This is a genomic window from Paenibacillus sp. FSL F4-0236, assembly GCF_038000135.1.
Classification (GTDB): Bacteria; Bacillota; Bacilli; order Paenibacillales; family Paenibacillaceae; genus Paenibacillus_AQ.
Genome location: NZ_JBBOBK010000001.1, coordinates 1,628,341 through 1,648,571 on the forward strand (window position 1 = coordinate 1,628,341; position 20,231 = coordinate 1,648,571).

A 20,231-nucleotide genomic window follows, 5' to 3' on the forward strand; every position below is an offset into this window, starting at 1 on the left:
TTGATGAGAACAATAGAACATATGAGCTTGCGCGAAAAGATTGGACAAATGTTCGTAACAGGCTTCCCTTCAACCGAGATCACTCCTGAGCTGAAGGAAGTTATTGAGCATTATAAAGTCGGCAATATTATTTTATTCTCACATAATATCGACAATAAATATCAATTAGGCGAGCTTGTTACTGAGCTGCAGCAATGGTACACGACACATACTGGTATCCCGGGTTTTATTACGATCGACCAAGAAGGCGGTCGAGTCACTCGTATGCCTAAAGACGCGACCAATGTTGCTGGAGCCATGGCAATTGCTTCTTCAGGACGACCTGAAAATGCGTATGCAGCAGGCAGAATGACTGCCAGAGAATTGAAAGCATTAGGTATTAATTTTAATCTAGCTCCAGTTATGGACGTTAACAATAATGCATTGAATCCAGTCATAAATGTTCGTGCCTATGGTGATTCTGTTGCAACAGTATCCCAGTATGGAATTCAAATGATGAAGGGATTGCTCGATGGAGGCGTCATGTCCTCACTTAAGCATTTTCCAGGTCATGGTGATACAAATGTCGATTCACATATTGGCTTGCCTACCATTGAAAAAACACTTGAGGAATTAGAGCAGCTTGAGCTGCTGCCGTTTAAGGCCGCAATTGAGCAAGGCGCTCAAGCGATTATGAGTGCACATATTTTATTTCCGAAAATTGAAAAATCCGATGTGCCCGGAACTATGTCTCATACCATTATTACAGAGATATTAAAAGGAAAATTAGGATATAAAGGGTTAGTTGTATCGGATTGTTTAGAAATGGACGCGATCAAACGATACTATGGTACGGCAAAAGGAGCGTTAGGAGCTGTTAAAGCAGGTATTGATTTGGTATTCATTAGTCATACTCCTGAGACAGTGAAGGAAGCGATTCATTTGATCGAAGAAGCTGTAGCCACCGGTGATTTGGATGAAGCGCTAATTGATGCAGCTGTTACAAAAATTTTAGCTTATAAAGCACAATATGCGACGATTGAGGAGCTAGATTATGAACTAGTTGGCTGCGATGTACATCGCCGAGCAAATGAGCTAATGCGTACGGAAACGATCTGCCTCATTAAAGGTGAGCTCCAGCCCATTCATACCGGTGACGAGCAAGTGTTATTTATGGGTTCCTATTCATACCGCACCGATCTTGCGTCCAGCAGCTTGAATCAAGCTCTTAGCTTTCCGCAATATATGGGGGAGCATTTTAATACAGCTTATGAGATTATCGACATTGACCCGAGCGAGGAGCAAATCAACGCTGCGCTGCCAAAGGTACAAGGCTACAAGCATATTGTTATCGGCTTGTTCAATGCGCGTGAAAACAAAGGTCAGCTTGCGCTTGTTCAGAAGCTGCTGGCAGCAGGCTGCAAAGTAACGGCCATTACATTAGGTCGCCCGTATGATTTACCGTTAATCGAAGGCGAGTTCTGCGGAATTGCGGCATTTGAGTATACACTTGATGCATTCAAATCACTCCTTCCAATCCTAAATGGTGAGGTTGTACCCACCGCCAATATTACGATACAGATGTAGACAAGCATAAACGCCTTCGGCGTCCTTTCAAGGACGGCAAACGTTTGTGCGAGAAATATAAGGATAATATATCGCGTGAAACATATAAATTCTTATCTTTGAAAAAAGTACAACAAGGGGACATAGGTATGGCATTTATCGTTGGAATTGATGGGGGTGGCACGAAAACAGCTGTCACCATTACGCATGACCAGGAAGACTCTTTATTCACCTTTACTGTAGGGCCTATTAATTATAACGGTGGTGATGCTGATGCTATTGCCGTCTCCTTTGAGGAAATTTTTAGTCAAACGAGGCTCTACTGCGGTAATTTACAAGAAGTTGCTCATATATGTATAGGTGCGGCAGGAATAAGTAATCCGCTGGTCATCAATTTTTTGGAGCAGCATGTGAGAAATAACGGTTATATCGGGCCATTAACGATTACAGGCGATCAAGAAACCGCATTATACGGGGCACAAAATGCGATGCAAGGCATCATTCTCATTGCCGGTACAGGATCGATTTGCTTTGGGGTCAATGAAAAAGGAGAGCAGCATCGCACAGGAGGCTTTGGTCATCTGATTGATGACGAGGGAAGCGGTTATAGCGTTGGGCGCGATCTATTATCCGTATTAGTTCAAGTGGAGGACGGAAGAATAACCGATACGTTCATCCCAGCGATGGTATATGAGCAGCTTGGATTAAGCACTGTGAAAGAGATTATTGGCTTTGTTTATGATAAAAATACGACGAAAAAAGATATTGCGCAGCTCGCACCGATTATGACGACGGCATGCGAGAAGGGCGATGCACATGCAATAGCGTTAGCGGAGAAATGTGCAGCCAATCTATATGAGCTTGTTGTGCCTGTTATTGAACGGCTTAAGCTATATGAAAGTCCGATTGCGATTGCAGGAAGTGTGCTGCAAAAGTCTCGCTTTGTGAAAGAAGCCTTGGAGCGAAAGCTCGCACAGAGCTACGCGCAAACAAAGCTGACTTTGCCGATTAAGGATGCAGCCTACGGTGCTGTCCTGTTAGGAAGATCAAAAATGAACAACGACTAGTCTTTGTCGCTATGGAAAAATAAGGGTGTGTCATAAGTCCGAGCAGTTGGACTTGCGACACACCCTTATTTTAAAATGGTAGGAATCAAAAATGGCTTAAAATTTATCGGTCAAATAAAACACGGCTTGTTGTTTCGGAAATAGAGCTTGAAGGATGTTAGCGTGCTCAGTACTGTCCTTTGCTGCGCCTGCTTCATTATAGCCGAACATGATATAAGTCATTAGCTCGCGTTCATCTACTTCTATTGAAGTATAGGGATTGGTATAATTACTAGCATCGGAAACAGAAAGCTGCGTTTGCTTATAATCCAAGTAGATACAGTCCTCATTGCTGCGAAGTGCAATATGCAGCTCCTGGTCTGCAATTATGTTGCTACGGTTTAGGCGATCTTCTAATTCAGGCTGAAGCTTATGGAAAGTTGAACTGAGATTGATCATTTTCCACATCGCCATATTGATTTGAATTGAATTTGCTTGATGCTGTTGGTAATAGGAATATAGCTTATGGTCCTCTGGGAGCATCGCTAATATTTGCTTTGCATTTTGGCGCAGCTGACATAAGGCATGAAACAAAGCTTCAACGCCGTTTTCGGCTTCGTTCAAATACAATAATTCATTAATAAATACTTGTTCAGTATCTTTCTTTTCAATGATGCCATAAGCGACGATTTTTCCATTTCTGCGAAGGAGCAAGCAGTCAACTTTCTTCCATTCCGGCCAGGTCAATAAATCATTCCAATACGTTCTACTTCGGATCACGGTGTAGGTACGATTCTTATTGAATTGTTCATAGATGAAACGGATATCATCGAGATAACAGGCTTCAAAAGGAATGATTTCATCACTGTTTTGCTGCTGCTCCAAACTTGCTGGTTTTTCAATTGCGAAAGCAGTCTCCGGAATAAGTCTCCAGCCAGCCTTTTCATAAAACGCATGCTTGCTAGCCAAAAGCAAGCTTATATCATAATCGGTTTCTTTCATATAGTTGGTCTGCGCATGAAGAATTTTGTGTGCAAGCCCCAGCCCGCGGTAATTTAGATCTGTACCGACACTCCCCATTGCACCGGTTTTCAAGATCGCTTGACCGACTCTAATATGAAACGGGAAAATTTGTACATTAGATGCAATCTTATCGTCAACCATCGCAAACCATGTTGTATCTGGATCATATGTGGTGTCTAGGTCTAATCTTTCTTGGAAATAAGCTCGGCCTACGGAAAAGCATTCATCTAAAATATCGTAAATCTTGTCAAGCTGCTCTCTAGTTGGATGGTTCATTACGATGATGTTTGGTGTCGTCGTCATCTTTCATTTCCTCCTGCGCCGTAATGTTGGGATAAATTTAATAAATGAAAAAAACGGTCTTTTTTGAAATTTAATTTCTTAACTTATAGTTTAATGTTGAAAAAAAATTTCGTCAATAATGGAACGTGTGGAATCATAGAAGTGATACAAAATTTAGATTGCTCAATATAGTCTAAATGAGTATTGGGAAAATAGCGACTTCGGCTGAGTAATTACAAGCACAAAGTGCACAAATGAAGGCGCAGCTTAAAAAGAAGAATGATAAACCGTTCAAGAACTTTTTGCGAAAAATCGGAAATATTTTCATACCAATGATTCCTGCATTTGTTGGAGCGGGTTTAATTGCGGGGGAAGTATGATTTCGCAAATTGAGCTAGACTTAAATGAATTGCCAGAATCAGAGAAAAAAGTAGTGGAGTACATTCTTGCAAATGCTAAAGAAGTGCTGCATATGACCATACATGAGTTAGCGACAAAAGCGGAGGCAAGTAGTGCGGCGGTTGTTCGTTTTTGTCGGTCGCTTGGAATAGAGGGCTTTCCAGCGCTGAAAATCCGTTTATCCGCGGAGGTAGAGAACACGCCGCATGTTAGATACTTTGATGTTGAATCGAATGAAACGTTGATTCCATCATTGATAAATTGCTGTCGAACACCATACTGACCTTTCAGAATACGGCCAGTTAACTGGATGCACAATCTATGAGCAGGCAGTGAACCTGTTACAACAAGTTGAAGTGATAGTGTTTTTCATTTTAATGATTTAAAGATTAATTCTCCAAGTTATTGGAGCTATTTTTGCACATAAATCAATTAATTTAATTCAATTGAATTAATCGAATGAATGAATTATACTTGCAATGTAACAGGTTCATTCATGACATCTATTGGAGGGGGGCCATTCGCATGTATACGGTTGGATGATGACAAAAGGCAACGATCAGCAATGAACTCTGGAAAGAAATAAACGTTAGGAGGAGAAAGAGGTATGAACAATCAAGATACTAGAATCCCTACCTACTCACTTGCGGAAAGAGATCGTAGATGGAACATTGCAAATCAGCTAATGGAAGAAGAGCATGTGGATGTATTGATTGTGTATGGAGATCGAGAAGGTGCGTTCCCTGCTGTATTTAACCCGGACACCTACTTTACGAATGAGCGTCCAGGTTCTATTGTCATTTTCCCTAAGAATGAAGAGCCGATCTCTGTTGTCTTTTTAGCCACTGCTGTGGAAGATCATATTCAAGCTGGATATACGAATACGCAAGGCTGGATACGCCCGGAAAATATATATGTCGGAAAAATGGGTGCGCACATTGTCAAGATTATGGAAGAGAGAGGACTTACAAATAAAGCATTTGGTGTGATTGGCTTAGAGCCTTATCCTCCCTATTACTTTGATGGAGCCATGCCCTATAATACTTGGCAAACGATCCTAAAAGGATTACCGAATGGGACCTTTAAGCCTGTGGGACACAAATTTTTCGCACTGTCTTCTGTGAAAAGTCAGGAGGAGATCGCGGTATTAAAATGGTCAGCGAACGTTGGGGAAAAAATGTGCCAGGCGATGCTTGAGGCAACGAAGCCAGGCGTGAGAGAAAATGAGATCTATGCGGCAGCGATGAATGCTTGTGCGACCCATGTCGGGTTCACGACAACGATATTAATGGGATCAGGACCAGAGTTCGTAGGATGGGGATTGCCCGCATGGACATATCGACCAGAGGAGCCGCGGGTGATCCAAGAAGGAGATATTATTTTGGCCGAGGTATTTTCATCATTCGGAATGCTAGAGACGCAGCATCAGCCTTCAATCGCTGTAGGAGCTGTGCATCCGGATTTTGAGCGGGCGGCAGCGGCAGCGAGACAATCGTATGAGAACGGAGTAAAAGAGCTGCGGCATGGGGCTACTTTCGGAGACGTGGTTAAAGCGATGAATGAGCCGATGCGTGAAGCAGGAGGTTGGCACGTTCATCCGCTTATTCATTCCATTAGTCCATTTGGTCTTATTGGGGTTGGCGATGAGATTGCACGGTTGCCTGAGGCGAGAGAGTACGGGAAAGTGCTGCCGATCCCATCCATAGGGTTAGAGACCGAACTCAAGACAGGAATGGTGTTTGCATTTGAGCCGAATTGTGCGATTGGTAAGAAGGTCATTAATCTTGGTGGAACGGTGATCGTGGGTGAAGCTGAGGGGATTGAACTAAATAAAAATTCTACTCAGCTGATGAGGGCAACTTGGTAAAATAGCAAAAGGGTACGTATAGAAGAATGTTTATGTCTTCGTTACGTACCCTCTTTTTAATGAGAATAGCCGCTGCATGTACGAATCGACATTTCGCCAAGCTCCTTGGCGATCAAAGCAATGTGTACTTCATCCAAGTCTTGAATCCCTTGGCGTCTCAAATAGGTTTCCTTCGCCACAGAGAACGCAACCGATTGTCCAACAATTGCATGTGCGATTAATATCGTTTTTGGATCTTTTGCGTCTAGATCCATTAATTTACTCACCAAGACGGCAATCATCTGATGTAGTGGCTGGAAGAATTGTTCATACAAAATGTCATAAGCCTCTGTAGGCTGCATCTGCTCTCTTGCGATAAATACACTTCTTGCATTGGCTTCATGATTACCAATCATCGTCTTGGAAAATTGCGTCATGACTTTTTTAAGAGCTTCTGCGGCTTCTTCTTTTGACCGTTTCTCAATCTCTTCTGTCTCAATTAAAGCCTGCTTCAAAAAATCATCTTGAACGGCTGTTGTCAAGCGACGGGCAACCGCTAAGTACAATCCTTTTTTTCCACCGAAATAATACGGAATCGCCGATTGGTTCACACCAGCTTCATCTGCAAGGGTCCGCGTACGTACGCCTTCATAGCCATTTAATCCAAAGATCCGCAGCCCTGCTTCTAATAAACGAGTTTGGGTGGAGTCTTCATTTCCTTTATTCATATCGTTTCTTAGGTTTGTATTCAATGTCCATTCCTCCATACTGTTGAGTATAATTAATTCAAATGAATTAATCAAACTAACTTCCTTTATGAAGTGACGGATTGTACCGAGCAGCACGGCACATATGCTTCCTCTCCATGACCAACAGCGAAAAAAGAAGAAATATTGAGCCGCTCTAGAAGAAAAAGAGTGAATAGCAGTCTCCAAGCTACTCTGACTGGCCCTTTATCGCTCAATTCATGTCCGCGCAAATCATAGCGAAGAATATGATAGTGTTGCTGCAAATAAGGAACAATCAAATCCCAGGAACGTAAATTCATACCCGCTCCGTGGATAATCAGGATAGCGTCTATTTGTTGGTTAAGAGAGTTAGAGTGAAGATATTCATAATAAATGTTCATACCATTTCGATCAAAATAAGGCATATGCTGTTCAGTTTCCTCTCATCATTAAATCGTAAGAGTAATCACATTCAGCACCGAGTGTCACTTTAGCGTCCATAGGAATCACTCGACAAGAGTTGGATAATGTTTATTTATTACCCACACAAGTCATCCAAATTGCGGAATATTTAAAGTAAGTGTCCGAAATCCTATCCTTTACCTACATAGAATTTCAAACAGATGTACTTGCCATAATTCAGTTGTCAGATGAGTAGCTCTGTGTAGCAAAAAAACTGGATAAATTGTTAATTTCATCCCTATAGTCACTAAAATCGATTATAATAAAATTTATGTTCAAGTCGATTACCTATCCTAAGTTAATAGGATAATCATACGCAAAAAGGCATAGTGATGAATCGCCTATGCTATAAGGGTTATAGAGTTTTCAAATACACACTTATGTATAAGAGGAGGCGAATGATATGACGATAATGCCTGTTATTGTAATGATCTTTGTATTTGTACCTGCCATTGTACTCATGGTAAGCATGCCTTATTTAACAAAAGAGACGATTAGTTTTGGGGTCACCGTCAGCCCTGTACAATTCCATAGTGAGCCTCTGCGCCAGATGCGGAAGTCATATGCTAGGATTAGTGCTACCTTGCATACCATCCTATTCATTGTTTGTATCATCTGTCTAATATACGGTGATGAACATTCCAAGCAACAAAGTTGGATCATTGTCACTTATTCACTCGCCATGGTCGTAATCTCCCTAGTCATAAACATTAGCTATCATTTCAAAATGAAAAGTTTACTACCTAAGCTGCCTATTGCTCTGGAACCATCGATCATGGCAGTGGACACTGGATTTCGGAAAAGAAACATTGGCTTGTCTAATAATTGGTTCCTCATTCATGTTTTAATTACTGTTGTTAGTATTGTAACTGTGCTATACAACTACGATCTGATTCCTGATCAGATTCCGATCCATTACAACAGCAGTTGGAACGTAGACCGCTATGCAGCTAAATCTTTTAGTTCTGTGTTTATGCCTACGATAATGCAAGTGTTCATAACACTTTTGTTCATATTTGAGAATTGGAGTATTCGCAGAGTAAAGCAGCAGGTTCAACCCAATGATCCTAACCGTTCCATCAGACAAGACGCAACTTACCGCCGTACTTGGTCATATTTTATGCTTACAGCAAGCTTCTTAATGGTTATCCTGTTTTCTGTCGTGCAACTAAACATGATATCTCTGCTTAACATGAATTTCGCTATCCCTATTATCCTAATCATAATAGCCCTTATTATCCTATACGCCTTGGCCTTAACGTTCTGGGCTGGTCAGGGCGAAAGCCGCTTGGAGCGATCTGCCGATAGCTCCAATGTCAGACCTGTCCATGATGATGATAAATGGCGATTTGGTATGATTTATTTCAATCCCAAAGATCCAAACCTAATCGTCAAGAAAAGGCTCGGAGTCGGCTGGGGATTAAATTTCGGTCACCCATTAAGTTGGCTGTTTTGGCTCGGAATTATTGTACTGTTAGTTGTGGTACGGTAACAAGGCTTGGAGGTTAATATACTCACTGGAGTATAGGCGAAGTTAGAGTTTCGAAACAGAATATTTACCGAAAAAAACGCCTAAAGGGCGTTTTTTTATTATCTTTAAGTATCTCAGTAATATCTTTTTTGAATTAAACCGCATATTAAAGAGTATTTCTCGTATTAATATCTCTTTGTTACAATCAGATTGTTATCTAAAGGAGGGTATAAAATGAACTATCGCAAATTAGGAACTAGTGGCTTACATCTAAGTGAGATTGCTTATGGTAATTGGATTACACATGGTGCTCAAGTGGACAATGATACTGCCCATGCTTGTGTTCGCGCTGCATTGGATGTAGGGATCACAACATTTGATACTGCAGATGTATATTCCGATACGAAAGCTGAGATGGTGCTAGGCCAAGCATTAAAAGGAGTGCACAGAGCTGATATCGAATTGTGTACCAAGGTGTGCCATCCCACAGGGACGGGACGTAACGCAAGAGGTCTGTCCCGCAAGCATATTATGGAGGCGTGCCATGCTTCACTGAACAGATTACAGACCGATTATATTGATATCTATTATGCGCATCGCTTTGACGCAACAGTATCCCTTGAAGAGTCCTTCTTGGCTTTTTCGGATCTGGTACGTCAAGGTAAAGTTCTCTATGTCGGGATAAGTGAGTGGACGGCGGATCAGATAGCAGAAGGTGCTGTTTTGGCGAGAGAATTAAAGGTGCCATTGGTGGCTAGTCAACCTCAATATTCGATGTTATGGCGCGTGATGGAGACGGAGGTAGTTCAAGCTTGTGAGCGGGAAGGGATTGGACAGGTGGTCTGGTCACCGCTTGCTCAAGGGATTCTTTCAGGTAAATATATGCCAGGGCATCCATTGCCAGAGGGTTCTCGTGCTTCAACAGCTGCGGGCTCACCATTTATGAACAAATTGGCGGGTCAGTGGCTTCGGACTGAGGTGCTTGAGGCGGTCTCGAATCTCTCTTCCATCGCCAGTGAAGTTGGGTTGACGCTTCCGCAGTTGGCTATAGCATGGGTGTTGCAAAATCCACAAGTCTCATCTGCAATTATTGGGGCATCAAAACCTGAGCAGGTTATAGAAAATGCCAAAGCTGCGGGAGTTCGTCTGGATAGGGAAGTTATGATGCAAATCGATAGGGTGCTAGAAGGACTCGTTGAACGTGATCCTAGAAAAACGGGCTGAATATTATATCATTCACCATTAATAACTTCTGAACTCATTTGTCCTATGATCTCTAGTAACGCGGATAAGGAGGCACGATCGGAATCGGTTCTCCAAGCGGCATAAAGGGGAATCGATGGTGTGCTTTCTTCAAAGGGACGAAATACGACACCTTCGCGCTGAAAAATAGCAACTGAAGAGGGCACAATGGAAACTCCAAGATTAGCAGCTACCAAGTTTACAATGGTGTACATCTGAATGGCTTCCTGTACAACATTCGGATACATGTCGTGTTGGGCGCAGAAGCTCATAATGAGGTCATGAAAAGGAGCTCCTAAATGACGTGGGAACGATATAAACGGCTCTAAAGATAAAGAGCGAATGGATAACACCGGTAAATGAGCTAGGTGATGCTTCTCTGGCAAAACGGCAACAAGCGATTCATTGACTAAGGGACGATGGTCGATATGCTTGCCTGACTCTGTATAACGTACAAATCCAATGTGAATCGTTCCTTCATGTAAAGCCTGCCACTGCTGAGCAGACGTCATCTCATGTAATGTGAGTTGTACTTGTGGATAACGTTCCCGAAACATTTTTAACATATCGACCAATACTCCACCAGCTGCAGAATCTATAAATCCAATGTTCAAATGTCCGATAATTCCTTGATCGACTAATTGTGTTGTTTTAATAGAGCGTTCCAGTTGAGATAGAATGGATTTAGCCTCCTCTAGAAATACCGCCCCCGCTGGCGTTAGACGAACTTGTCTTTTGTTCCGTTCTAATAGTTTCACACCAATCTCATTCTCCAGAGCTTGAATTTGCTGGCTTAAGGGAGGCTGCGTCATATTCAGCTTCTCTGCTGCACGGTTAAAATGCAGTTCCTCTGCTACTGCGATAAAGTATTGCAATTTTTTTATGTCCATACTGTTCAATCTCCCTTGAAATGCTTCTCCAAGCAAGTATAAGGATCTTTGAACGAAAATGAAAGGAAGGGCTCGTCGTCCCCCCATAAGCCTCTCACCCCATCTTAATTTTTGACAAAAAACATTATTGCAATTGGATCGTAGAATTTGTTAAAGGGGACTAGAGATGGTTTTATTCGAGTGCACGATGCGCTAGACTAGATATGACGAACTGTTTAGATTGGTCATAAGGGGGAGAACGACGATGATAAGAGGATTAACAACAGCAGGCTTGGGTGAACTCAGTTCTAATGAAGAATATATCAGACTTGCGAGCCAATTCGGCTTTCAGTCGATAGACGCAAATCCATTGGAGTTAGTGCAGCAGTATGGTAAGGATGGGGCTGTTCAATTGCTGGAAAGCCATGGCATCATGTTAGGATCATTTGGTTTAGTGGTAGATTGGCGCACAACAGAGGAAAGCTTTAGAGAAGGGTTGAAATCGCTTACCCAAATGGCTGAGGCCGCTGCTGCATTAAATTGTACGACATGTTGTACATATATTTTACCTTCGACAGATCTTCCGGTCGCAGCTTTTATGATTGCAGCCACAAGACGTTTAAGACTGTGCGCGGAAATATTAGGCGCTTATGGAATTACATTAGCATTAGAGTTCGTAGGCCCTCATCACTTACGTACACAATGGGCAAATCCACTGATCTGGACGATGCAAGATACGTTGAGCTGGATGGAGACGATTCAAGTAAGGAACATCGGATTGTTATTGGATTCTTACCATTGGCATACGAATGGATTAACGAGTGAGGATCTGCTGAAATTACAACCGCATCAAATTGCATATGTCCATATTAATGATGCTAAACCTCTACCGATAGAGGAATTGTTAGATTTCGATCGATTGTATCCAGGAGAAGGTTCTATTGATCTCACAGGATTCTTGGGAAGCCTGAAAAAGATCAGGTATGCCGGTGTGATCGCCCAAGAAGTTCTGGCGCCAGCTTCCGCGCAAAGTTCATCTGAATTATTTTCTCGTTCTAAAGCAGGCTTCGATAAAGTATTCTCATCACTGGAAAACGTACCCATATAGAATGAACTTGAAAATATTCAAAAAAGGGAAAAGTGGTCGAAGTCCAAACATTCTCTGGAGTCGCGACCAACCCGAAATAGGAAAATCATCAGATCAATCTATATAGCATTTGATGATCTCGCGTAAATTAAGTTCTATAAAAACTTCTGCCGAAGTGTTGGTAGAAGTTTTTTTCTGTTAGCAAACGCTCTCCCCATGTGATAGTATTTCACTAAAATACGGAGATGATTATTTAGCGGATCCAATGCTAGTGAGAGGGGAACAGTCGTGTCGATTCGGATAAAATTACTGTTATCTTATACGGGAATGCTAGTCGTTAGTTTACTTATCATCGTAATGACGGCAGCTTTATTTACAATTGCATCTACAGGAGATGTTCACAGTCTTCGGGATTTTTATAAAGTGCACTATCAATTAAATCCGTTGTCGGAGCAAGAGGAATCTATTTTTTTAGAATTAAAGTATTTAGCCAAGCATGACCCGGATGAATTGCAGAACAAGGATTTGTTACTGGAATATGATTTTAAGCTAAAGACTGAGAAAGCGGGACTATTTGTAAGGCGAGTGAATGACCCTGTTTTTGAATCGCGCACCTTCAATCAACCTGAATTAAAGGATGCTTTACCTCCTTACGATCTCAATAACTATCAGATTCGTAACACGTTTAATATTAAAGAAAGATTTTATGGCTATGCCAAATTTGACTTTAAATATTCGGATGGGGCGAAAGGCAGTGTTTTCGTCATCAAAGAGCATAGCCCTTTTGCGGAACTCACACGGAGGCTGTTACCGATCTTTTCATTGATATTAATTGGCGTTCTTGTGGTTGCGAATGTGCTATTATATCGCTGGATTACACGAAGTGTTATTAAGCCACTGAACAAGTTAAGGGATTCCGCAGAACGAATTCAAGAGGGTGACCTTCAATTTGAACTTAACCTGCAATCCAAAGATGAGATTGGGGAGTTAAATAAAGCGTTTGAGACGATGAGACAGAGGTTACAAGAGTCAGTGAGCCTTCGTCTGCAATATGAGGAGAATCGGAAAGAATTAATCTCAAATATTTCACATGATTTACGTACTCCGATTACGAATATTAAAGGGTTTATTGAAGGCATACGAGATGGTGTCGCCAATACACCTGAGAAGATGGACATGTACGTCGACATTATTTATAACAAAACCATTGGAATGGATAAATTGGTTGATGAATTGTTCCTATATTCCAAGCTGGATTTGAATCAGGTCCCATTTTCGTTCGAAGCTGTGGATATTATTGCATTCCTTGAGGATTGTATCGAAGAGATGCGCTACCATAACGAAAATAAAGGAGTTTCATTTCAGCTAGACGACCATAACTCCGAGCGTATTGAGGTTGTTGCAGATTTGGATAAATTAAAACGGGTATTACTGAATGTAATTGGAAATGCGCTGAAGTATATGGACAAGCCGGACCCTTTAATCCGTTTTTCTCTGCAAGTGAATAGTGAATGGGTGACTGTTGAAGTGAAGGATAATGGAATGGGTATTGATGCTGAAGCACTTCCACATATCTTTGAACGGTTTTATCGTGCAGAGCCTTCTCGGAATCTATCGACAGGCGGTAGCGGACTTGGTCTTGCGATAGCTCGTCAGATTATTGAAGGGCATGGTGGGTCGATATGGATGGAAAGTGAACCAGGTGTGGGATCAAGCTTGTTCTTTACTTTAAAGCGAACGACTGACGAAGGAGGATTTCATTCGCATGACACGGATTCTAATTATTGAAGATGAGGCAACGATAGCGCAATTGGAAAAAGATTATTTTGAGTTGAACGGTTTTTCCGTTGATATATGTCATACAGGTTCTGAGGGGCTTGGGCAGGCTCTTGAAGGGGATTACAATCTTATTATCGTAGATTTGCAGTTACCTGGCATCGATGGCTTTGAATTATGCCGCCGTATTAGGGAGGCTAAGGAAGTGCCGATCTTTATCGTATCTGCGAAGAAAGAGGAAATCGATAAGCTTCGGGCGTTTAATCTCGGAGCGGATGATTATATTACGAAGCCCTTTAGTCCAAGTGAATTAGTGGCAAGAGCGAAAGCGCACCTAACTAGATATGAACGCATGCTCAGCAAGCTAGAGCCAATGGAGAAGCATGAGATCCAAATCCGTGGAGTTCATATCGATAAAAATGCCCGCAGAGTGTTTGTACGTAATCATGAGGTTTTGTTTACCGCTCGGGAGTTCGATGTACTGGTCTTTTTAGCGAGTCATCCGAATCGGGTATTCAGCAAAGATGATTTATTCGAACGGGTCTGGGGGATGGACTCCAGCGGAGATATCGCAACGGTTACGGTTCATATTCGCAAAATACGGGAGAAGCTGGAATCGGACCCCTCGAACCCACAGTATATTGAAACAGTGTGGGGTGCGGGATACCGATTTACGGTGTAATGGCATTTTCTTGACGATTTTCGATATTTTTAAGCTCTAGTTAATACTTTATTAATAAATCGTTTCTGGGGAGTTTATTTCTTTCAATTATCATTTAGTTATAGACATGAACAACAAATAACTTAATGATCTTAGGGGGAAATATAGTGAAAATCGTAGCTAAAAAAGCAGCAGCATTAATGGTCGCAGCAACACTAGGCGCAACCTCTTTACCCTTTGCCGTGTTAAATGTACAAGCAGCACCTACATCAGGCAACATAGGAATATCCGCAGCTGCATCTAAGTTATCAGATAAAGAAATTCAAGAAGCCGTTGAAGTACTTGCGGGATTAGGTGTGTTACAGGGTTATGCAGATCATTCGATGGGTGTGAACAATCCAATCAATCGTGCAGAATTAGCGAAAATGGTAGTATTGACTTTTAAATTACAAAGCACTGAAGAGAACACTGCCCCATTCACCGATGTGAATTCGAACGTATGGTATTACAAATATGCGTCAGTACTTGTTGGTTTAGGGATAATGGAAACGGAAGATGGTAAATTTAGCCCTAATAAAACGGTAACGGATGAAGAAATCGTGCAAGTTGTATCGAAGGCGTTGAAGCGTGATGTCTTATCGGTTAACTACTGGGCTAATAAATTGCAATTCACTTCTGGACCTGTAACACGTGGCGAAACAGCGGCCTTACTGAATACAGCACGTAAAGCAATGCCATCCGATAAAGCTCAAATTACAAGTGTGAAATCGATCAATGAAATTACATTAATCGTAACCTTAGATGCTCCTTTGACAGCTGAGAATGAGGTGTTTGCTAAAGCAAAAGAAGATTTTGTATTCAATGACGGTCTAACCTTAACGAATATGCCGCGGCTGAAATCGGGTTCTGTTGCAACGTACATTGTTCCTACATCGGTGCAAAAAGCTGGAACAACCTATAACTTAACGTACAAAGGTAAGAATGCAGGATCATTTGTAGGAAACGCAGCCAAGGTGGATATGACAGCAACCACTCAGGTAACCAACGACACCTTTGAGATTGAAGCACTGAAAACAAATGGCGTCATTGACTATGGATATGTCATCTCTGCATACAGTGGTGGACGTGGTGCTAACGCATTTGTTTTGGATGAGAACAACAGAGCAAATGGCATCACGTATCAAATCATTCCTTCCATGCAAGGTAGACAAGTAACGATTACCCCAGAAGGTGGAGAATCCATCGTTGCCAAGTATGTTCCATTTACACAATCAACAGATGGTAAGATTGAGCCGAAATTCCGGCTTCCTGAAGGACAAGTCTTGAAACCGGGTGTGAAATATACCGTAACATCTGACTGGGCCAATATTGCAAATCCTTCATTCGAAGCAAAAGAAATATCTCCACTGCAAATCTCTGGCGCTGAAGCTGTCACCGATACATCCATCAATGTATCCTTGGCTCAAGACCCTGGCGATGAATTGTTTTCGGGCCGTAGTGTACAACTAACCGCTCCAAACGGAGACAAATGGGTTGCGACCTATAAATTCTCCAGTCGTAAAGGTGCTGTTGGTGTATTCGATATTACGAATAGCGGTAAATTGGCTGCTGGGACAGTGTATACTGTAACACCACTAGGCGCATGGGCAACTTCTCAAGCCACATTCACTTCGAAATAAGGGGAGTCTACATGAAAGGTGTTGAATGTCATGCGCTTTCTCGTCTTAACATTCTTCCTCTTTATATCAGGATGTCAGACCGATGATTTCAAGGTGTTAAACAACCAAGGGCAGCAATCAACTCAGGAGGTGAATAATGAAATGGATAAGCTGAATCAAGCACTGTTAGCAGCGACTCGTCAAGGAGATAAGGAGCTTATAACAAAACTACTAACAGACGGTGCAGATATTGATGTTACAGATAATGAGGGTAGAACGCCCGCTTTAATCGCTGTACACACGAATCAACTGGATATATTCAAATTATTGCTTGAAAAAGGTGCCAACATCAATATCCGCGACAATCGCTCGGATAATCCACTTCTTTATGCAGGCGCTGAAGGAATGCTTGATTTTGTGAAGGTATCTATTGCTGCAGGTGCTGATACCTCAATTGTGAATAGGTTTGGGGGGACCGCACTCATCCCTGCTGCAGACCGTGGTCATGTGGATATTGTGAAAGAACTTCTTACAAGTTCTGACGTCAATATTGATCATGTCAATAATCTGGGTTGGACTGCATTACTAGAAGCTATCATACTAGGCGATGGGGGCAAAGAACATCAGGCTATAGTGCAATTGTTAATACATCATGGTGCTGATATTCATATAGCAGATTCTAACGGAGTTAGTCCCTTACAGCATGCGCAAAATAGGGGTTATCATGAAATGGTAGAAATGCTAATGAACAAGAGTAGTGATTCGATATAATTTTTATAAAAGGAACTCCGCTCAAAACGGAGTTTCTTTTTTTTTGTCCTTTGAAACTAGGATTACCCACCTCTAGAAACCTCATAATATAGTATAATCAGACTATAATATTCAATAGCGGAAGATGGGAATATAGCACTATTAAATTTATCGAAGAATGAGGCGTACATGAGAACTTCGGAGAATAAAATTAAGTTAAGTCATATGTTATACATAGTAGTATTTATCGGTATTTTAATTATTGTACGTTGGGGCTGGTATAATCATTTTTCGTTATCCAATCCTCCTGCTGTGAAGCAAGGCGTGTTAGATTTACGTGGGGTGGACATTGAATCACTAAGCACCTTTCCGCTGGATGGTGAATGGGAATTTTATCCTGAACAATGGGTGAATGCTACCAATATCGACAACGCTACGAAGGGGCAGATGCTTCAGGTACCGGGTAACTGGAATGCTATATTTAAGCCTGAAGAGCAAAAAAAGGCATATGGATACGGAACTTATCATTTGCGAATTCTGCTGGATCAACCCTTATCTGAGCCACTTAGCTTTTGGTTCCAATCTATCTATACTGCATCTGAAGTGGAGATTAATGGAACAGTTCTCTCACGGTTTGGTGTGTTATCTGATGAGAAAGAAGGCCATGTTTCTGTCACGAAGTCATTCTTGATCAGTTATGTACCGACAGATCAGAAACAAATGGATCTGTTTGTTCAGGCATCAAATTATGAGTCTCCGTTAAAAGGAGGCATTGTTAGGTCTGTAGAGTTTGGCATTCAACATGAGATAGATACAGTCTACTGGAACTCCATCGGCTTGCAGCTAATCGTAGGGGTACTGCTTCTACTACATGGGCTGTATTTATTGATCATCTATTTGATGGATGTGCGAAAAACAGAGTTGATTATTTTCTTCTCGATGATGGTTGCAGCGGCTGTATCCATTGGGGTTGAACATAATGGACTATTGTTCCGGTTTCTTCAGGTTGATTTTGCCTGGACGTTGAAGCTAAAGGTTCTTTCGTATATAGGGTTCTGCTTGTTCCTGTTCCTGATGGGTAGAGAGCTTTATGGGAATCTGCGGAAAGGCAAGGCCTTTTATAGTTACATCTTCTCACTCCTCGTTTTTACACTATTTATAATCTTTGGTCCAGAAGAGACAGTGCTATATTCAATCGAAAAAGGGGTCTATATGATCCTGTATTACGTTCCAGTATGTTGGACGGCTTATTATTTTATAAAGATGGTATCCATTCGAGCTGAGGGTGCACTATTTTTATTATGTTCAGTGCTTGCTGTGATTAACAATATACTATGGGCGTCTGTTTATTACGTAGGAACCTCGCAATTTATGTTTTATCCGGTAGATTTAATTGCTGCACTAGCCACTTTTTCTGCCTATTGGTTTAGAAGATACTTTAATCAGTCCCATCAGAATGTGTTATTAAACGCTCAATTGGCAGAGACGAATAAATTAAAAGACCGTTTTCTGGCGAATACGTCACATGAACTACGGACTCCCCTACATGGAATTATGAATATTGCCCAGAGCGTGTTAACGAGGAAAAAACATGTGCTGGATGAAGAGAGTCAACGTGATATGGAACTGCTAATTATGGTTAGTCGGCGGATGTCGCTCATGCTGAATGATTTGCTTGATGTGGTGAGATTGCAGGATAAACGGATTGTGATGAATATAAAAGCAGTGCATGTAAGCTCCTTGGCTGAGGGCGTGCTGGATATGTTACGCTTCCTTACCGGTGGAACAAAGGTGGAGCTTAGCATGCATATTAATGAGGATTTGCCGCGTGTACATGCTGATGAGGAGCGATTGGTACAGATTCTGATAAATCTTGTTCATAATGCACTTAAGTATACCGAACAGGGTAAGGTTGAACTGGTCGCTGAACAAGTGGGTAGGGATGTATGGATACATGTTACGGATACAGGAATAGGTATGGATGAGGCATTGAAGAAACGTGTCTTTATGCGCTATGAACAAGGGGCTTACGGGGAAGGTGGTATTGGACTGGGACTTAGCATCTGCAAGGAACTGGTCGAGCTGCACGGGAGTGAATTATTGCTGCAATCGCAGCCGGGTCAGGGGAGTAAGTTCAGCTTCAAATTACCCGTAGTAGACGAGCGTGTTCAATCATCTATTTCGGATGTTCAACTAGAAAAGGATACGATAACATTATCACCATTCAGCGCATGGATAACAGCTGAGACATCTACTATGGTAGCTGCCACATATTCCACGAAGGAAGTAGAGCCACTCTCTAAGGTTGATTCAGACTCTGATATTATACGTGTTCTGGCAGTTGACGATGATTCGGTCAATCTAAAAGTTTTACAAAATATTTTGTCAGATGGAACCTATCAGATGGTTACTGCGACTTCTGCACGGGAAGCGCTGGATAAGTTAAACCATGATCGATTTGATCTGATCATCACTGATGTGATGATGCCGGGCATGTCTGGTTATGAATTGACAAGATTGATTCGTGAGCGGTTCACGATGTATGAATTACCTATTATACTACTGACTGCTCGTAGTGAGCGGGAGGATGTCTATGCGGGCTTCTTGGCTGGAGCAAATGATTATGTCACCAAACCGGTAGATGCGATGGAATTGAAGTATCGAGCCTTGTCCCTTTCATCTATGAAGCGAGCGGTCAATGATCGGTTGAGGATGGAGGGTGCTTATTTACAAGCGCAGATCCATCCACACTTTCTCTTCAATACACTGAATTCGATCATGTCCTTAAGTGACTTTGACACTGCCAAAATGAGAGAGTTATCAGATGCATTCACAACTTATTTGCGCATAAGTTTTGACTTCTTAAATGCAGGCAAGCTCGTTACGCTGTCACAGGAGCTTAAACTGGTGGAGAATTATATATATATCCAGCAGCAACGTTTTGAAGAGAGACTCCATGTGGAATGGGAAGTAGATGCAAATCTTGAAATGTTGATGCCTCCGCTTACGATTCAACCACTAGTTGAGAATGCTGTTCGACATGGCGTTTTAAGTCGCGCTAAAGGTGGAACACTGCGTATTCACATTGAGACACGTGCGGATGCTGTTCATTTTAACATTGTAGATACAGGGATTGGAATGGACGAAGCACAAGTCAGCGTGCTGTTAAATCCGAATGGCTATAAGAATCAAGGTATTGGGCTGCTTAATACGGATAGAAGATTGACGCAATTATATGGACAGGGCTTGCGCATTCAAAGTATTCCTGGCTTGGGAACTACGGTGTCATTTATCATTCCTGATAAGGATTGATTATGATCATGGGGTAACTCCTTGGAGTTATCCCTTTTTGGTGTTTTCTTTAGAAAATTATGTGAATATTTCAC

General features: G+C 41.8%; 16 protein-coding genes. 12 read left to right on the top strand and 4 right to left on the bottom strand.

Annotation, left to right across the window (positions count from 1 at the left end):
• Nucleotides 1–3: 3 nt before the first annotated feature.
• Entirely contained in the window at nt 4–1,566 is a 1,563-nt protein-coding gene (locus NSQ29_RS07360; protein ID WP_341124706.1) for a glycoside hydrolase family 3 protein, read from the top strand.
• A gap of 128 nt (nt 1,567–1,694) precedes the next feature.
• Nucleotides 1,695–2,612 (top strand): N-acetylglucosamine kinase, encoded by a 918-nt coding sequence (locus NSQ29_RS07365; RefSeq protein WP_341124707.1) that lies wholly within the window; start codon nt 1,695–1,697, stop codon nt 2,610–2,612.
• A 96-nt stretch (nt 2,613–2,708) separates the two neighbouring features.
• On the opposite strand, the gene NSQ29_RS07370 is transcribed toward NSQ29_RS07365, so the two are convergent.
• The gene (locus NSQ29_RS07370) at nt 2,709–3,917 is read right to left on the bottom strand and encodes a GNAT family N-acetyltransferase (RefSeq protein ID WP_341124708.1); all 1,209 of its coding nucleotides are present in this window, start codon (nt 3,915–3,917) and stop codon (nt 2,709–2,711) included.
• A 355-nt stretch (nt 3,918–4,272) separates the two neighbouring features.
• Between NSQ29_RS07370 and NSQ29_RS07375 the strand changes: the two genes are divergently transcribed.
• Entirely contained in the window at nt 4,273–4,578 is a 306-nt protein-coding gene (locus NSQ29_RS07375) for a MurR/RpiR family transcriptional regulator (RefSeq protein WP_341124709.1), read from the top strand.
• Nucleotides 4,579–4,902: 324 nt separating this feature from the next.
• Complete coding sequence (locus tag NSQ29_RS07380) at nt 4,903–6,162, top strand: M24 family metallopeptidase (RefSeq protein WP_341124710.1); 1,260 nt, start codon at nt 4,903–4,905, stop codon at nt 6,160–6,162.
• Between the two features lie 56 nt (nt 6,163–6,218).
• Here the strand turns inward: NSQ29_RS07380 and NSQ29_RS07385 are convergent, their stop codons facing one another.
• Entirely contained in the window at nt 6,219–6,893 is a 675-nt protein-coding gene (locus NSQ29_RS07385) for a CerR family C-terminal domain-containing protein (RefSeq protein ID WP_341124711.1), read from the bottom strand.
• Nucleotides 6,894–6,955: 62 nt separating this feature from the next.
• Nucleotides 6,956–7,294, bottom strand: coding sequence for an alpha/beta fold hydrolase (locus tag NSQ29_RS07390; RefSeq protein WP_339265762.1), 339 nt, complete (start codon nt 7,292–7,294; stop codon nt 6,956–6,958).
• A 440-nt stretch (nt 7,295–7,734) separates the two neighbouring features.
• Here NSQ29_RS07390 and NSQ29_RS07395 point away from each other — a divergent pair, with 440 nt between their 5' ends.
• Both NSQ29_RS07395 and NSQ29_RS07400 read left to right on the top strand, forming a co-directional pair.
• Nucleotides 7,735–8,823 carry a DUF1648 domain-containing protein gene (locus NSQ29_RS07395; RefSeq protein ID WP_341124712.1) on the top strand — a complete coding sequence of 363 codons (1,089 nt, stop codon included), beginning with the start codon at nt 7,735–7,737 and terminating at the stop codon, nt 8,821–8,823.
• A gap of 213 nt (nt 8,824–9,036) precedes the next feature.
• Nucleotides 9,037–10,026, top strand: coding sequence for an aldo/keto reductase family protein (locus NSQ29_RS07400; RefSeq protein WP_341124713.1), 990 nt, complete (start codon nt 9,037–9,039; stop codon nt 10,024–10,026).
• Between the two features lie 8 nt (nt 10,027–10,034).
• Here NSQ29_RS07400 and NSQ29_RS07405 read toward each other — a convergent pair whose 3' ends face one another.
• A complete protein-coding gene (locus tag NSQ29_RS07405; RefSeq protein WP_341060216.1) occupies nt 10,035–10,934 on the bottom strand; it encodes a LysR family transcriptional regulator in 900 nt (299 codons plus the stop codon).
• A gap of 244 nt (nt 10,935–11,178) precedes the next feature.
• Between NSQ29_RS07405 and NSQ29_RS07410 the strand changes: the two genes are divergently transcribed.
• From NSQ29_RS07410 to NSQ29_RS07435, 6 genes are all read left to right on the top strand, one after another.
• Nucleotides 11,179–12,021 (top strand): sugar phosphate isomerase/epimerase family protein, encoded by an 843-nt coding sequence (locus NSQ29_RS07410; protein ID WP_341124714.1) that lies wholly within the window; start codon nt 11,179–11,181, stop codon nt 12,019–12,021.
• Between the two features lie 267 nt (nt 12,022–12,288).
• A complete protein-coding gene (locus NSQ29_RS07415) occupies nt 12,289–13,788 on the top strand; it encodes a sensor histidine kinase (protein ID WP_341124715.1) in 1,500 nt (499 codons plus the stop codon).
• Nucleotides 13,766–14,458, top strand: a complete 693-nt coding sequence (locus tag NSQ29_RS07420; protein ID WP_341124716.1) for a response regulator transcription factor — start codon at nt 13,766–13,768, stop codon at nt 14,456–14,458. Before NSQ29_RS07415 ends, NSQ29_RS07420 begins: the two co-directional genes overlap by 23 nt.
• A 146-nt stretch (nt 14,459–14,604) precedes the next feature.
• Nucleotides 14,605–16,116, top strand: a complete 1,512-nt coding sequence (locus NSQ29_RS07425) for an S-layer homology domain-containing protein (RefSeq protein ID WP_339242217.1) — start codon at nt 14,605–14,607, stop codon at nt 16,114–16,116.
• 141 nt (nt 16,117–16,257) lie between these two features.
• Entirely contained in the window at nt 16,258–16,866 is a 609-nt protein-coding gene (locus NSQ29_RS07430; RefSeq protein WP_339242215.1) for an ankyrin repeat domain-containing protein, read from the top strand.
• A 168-nt stretch (nt 16,867–17,034) separates the two neighbouring features.
• Nucleotides 17,035–20,157 (top strand): ATP-binding protein, encoded by a 3,123-nt coding sequence (locus NSQ29_RS07435; protein ID WP_341124717.1) that lies wholly within the window; start codon nt 17,035–17,037, stop codon nt 20,155–20,157.
• Nucleotides 20,158–20,231 lie beyond the last annotated feature (74 nt).

Excerpts from the sequence above, each read along its gene's own strand:
- NSQ29_RS07360 (WP_341124706.1), top strand. The coding sequence starts at position 4 with ATGAGAACAATAGAACATATGAGCTTGCGCGAAAAGATTGGACAAATG.
- NSQ29_RS07365 (WP_341124707.1), top strand. The coding sequence starts at position 1,695 with ATGGCATTTATCGTTGGAATTGATGGGGGTGGCACGAAAACAGCTGTC.
- NSQ29_RS07370 (WP_341124708.1), bottom strand. The coding sequence starts at position 3,917 with ATGACGACGACACCAAACATCATCGTAATGAACCATCCAACTAGAGAG.
- NSQ29_RS07375 (WP_341124709.1), top strand. The coding sequence starts at position 4,273 with ATGATTTCGCAAATTGAGCTAGACTTAAATGAATTGCCAGAATCAGAG.
- NSQ29_RS07380 (WP_341124710.1), top strand. The coding sequence starts at position 4,903 with ATGAACAATCAAGATACTAGAATCCCTACCTACTCACTTGCGGAAAGA.
- NSQ29_RS07390 (WP_339265762.1), bottom strand. The coding sequence starts at position 7,294 with ATGCCTTATTTTGATCGAAATGGTATGAACATTTATTATGAATATCTT.
- NSQ29_RS07395 (WP_341124712.1), top strand. The coding sequence starts at position 7,735 with ATGACGATAATGCCTGTTATTGTAATGATCTTTGTATTTGTACCTGCC.
- NSQ29_RS07400 (WP_341124713.1), top strand. The coding sequence starts at position 9,037 with ATGAACTATCGCAAATTAGGAACTAGTGGCTTACATCTAAGTGAGATT.
- NSQ29_RS07405 (WP_341060216.1), bottom strand. The coding sequence starts at position 10,934 with ATGGACATAAAAAAATTGCAATACTTTATCGCAGTAGCAGAGGAACTG.
- NSQ29_RS07410 (WP_341124714.1), top strand. The coding sequence starts at position 11,179 with ATGATAAGAGGATTAACAACAGCAGGCTTGGGTGAACTCAGTTCTAAT.
- NSQ29_RS07420 (WP_341124716.1), top strand. The coding sequence starts at position 13,766 with ATGACACGGATTCTAATTATTGAAGATGAGGCAACGATAGCGCAATTG.
- NSQ29_RS07430 (WP_339242215.1), top strand. The coding sequence starts at position 16,258 with ATGGATAAGCTGAATCAAGCACTGTTAGCAGCGACTCGTCAAGGAGAT.
- NSQ29_RS07435 (WP_341124717.1), top strand. The coding sequence starts at position 17,035 with ATGAGAACTTCGGAGAATAAAATTAAGTTAAGTCATATGTTATACATA.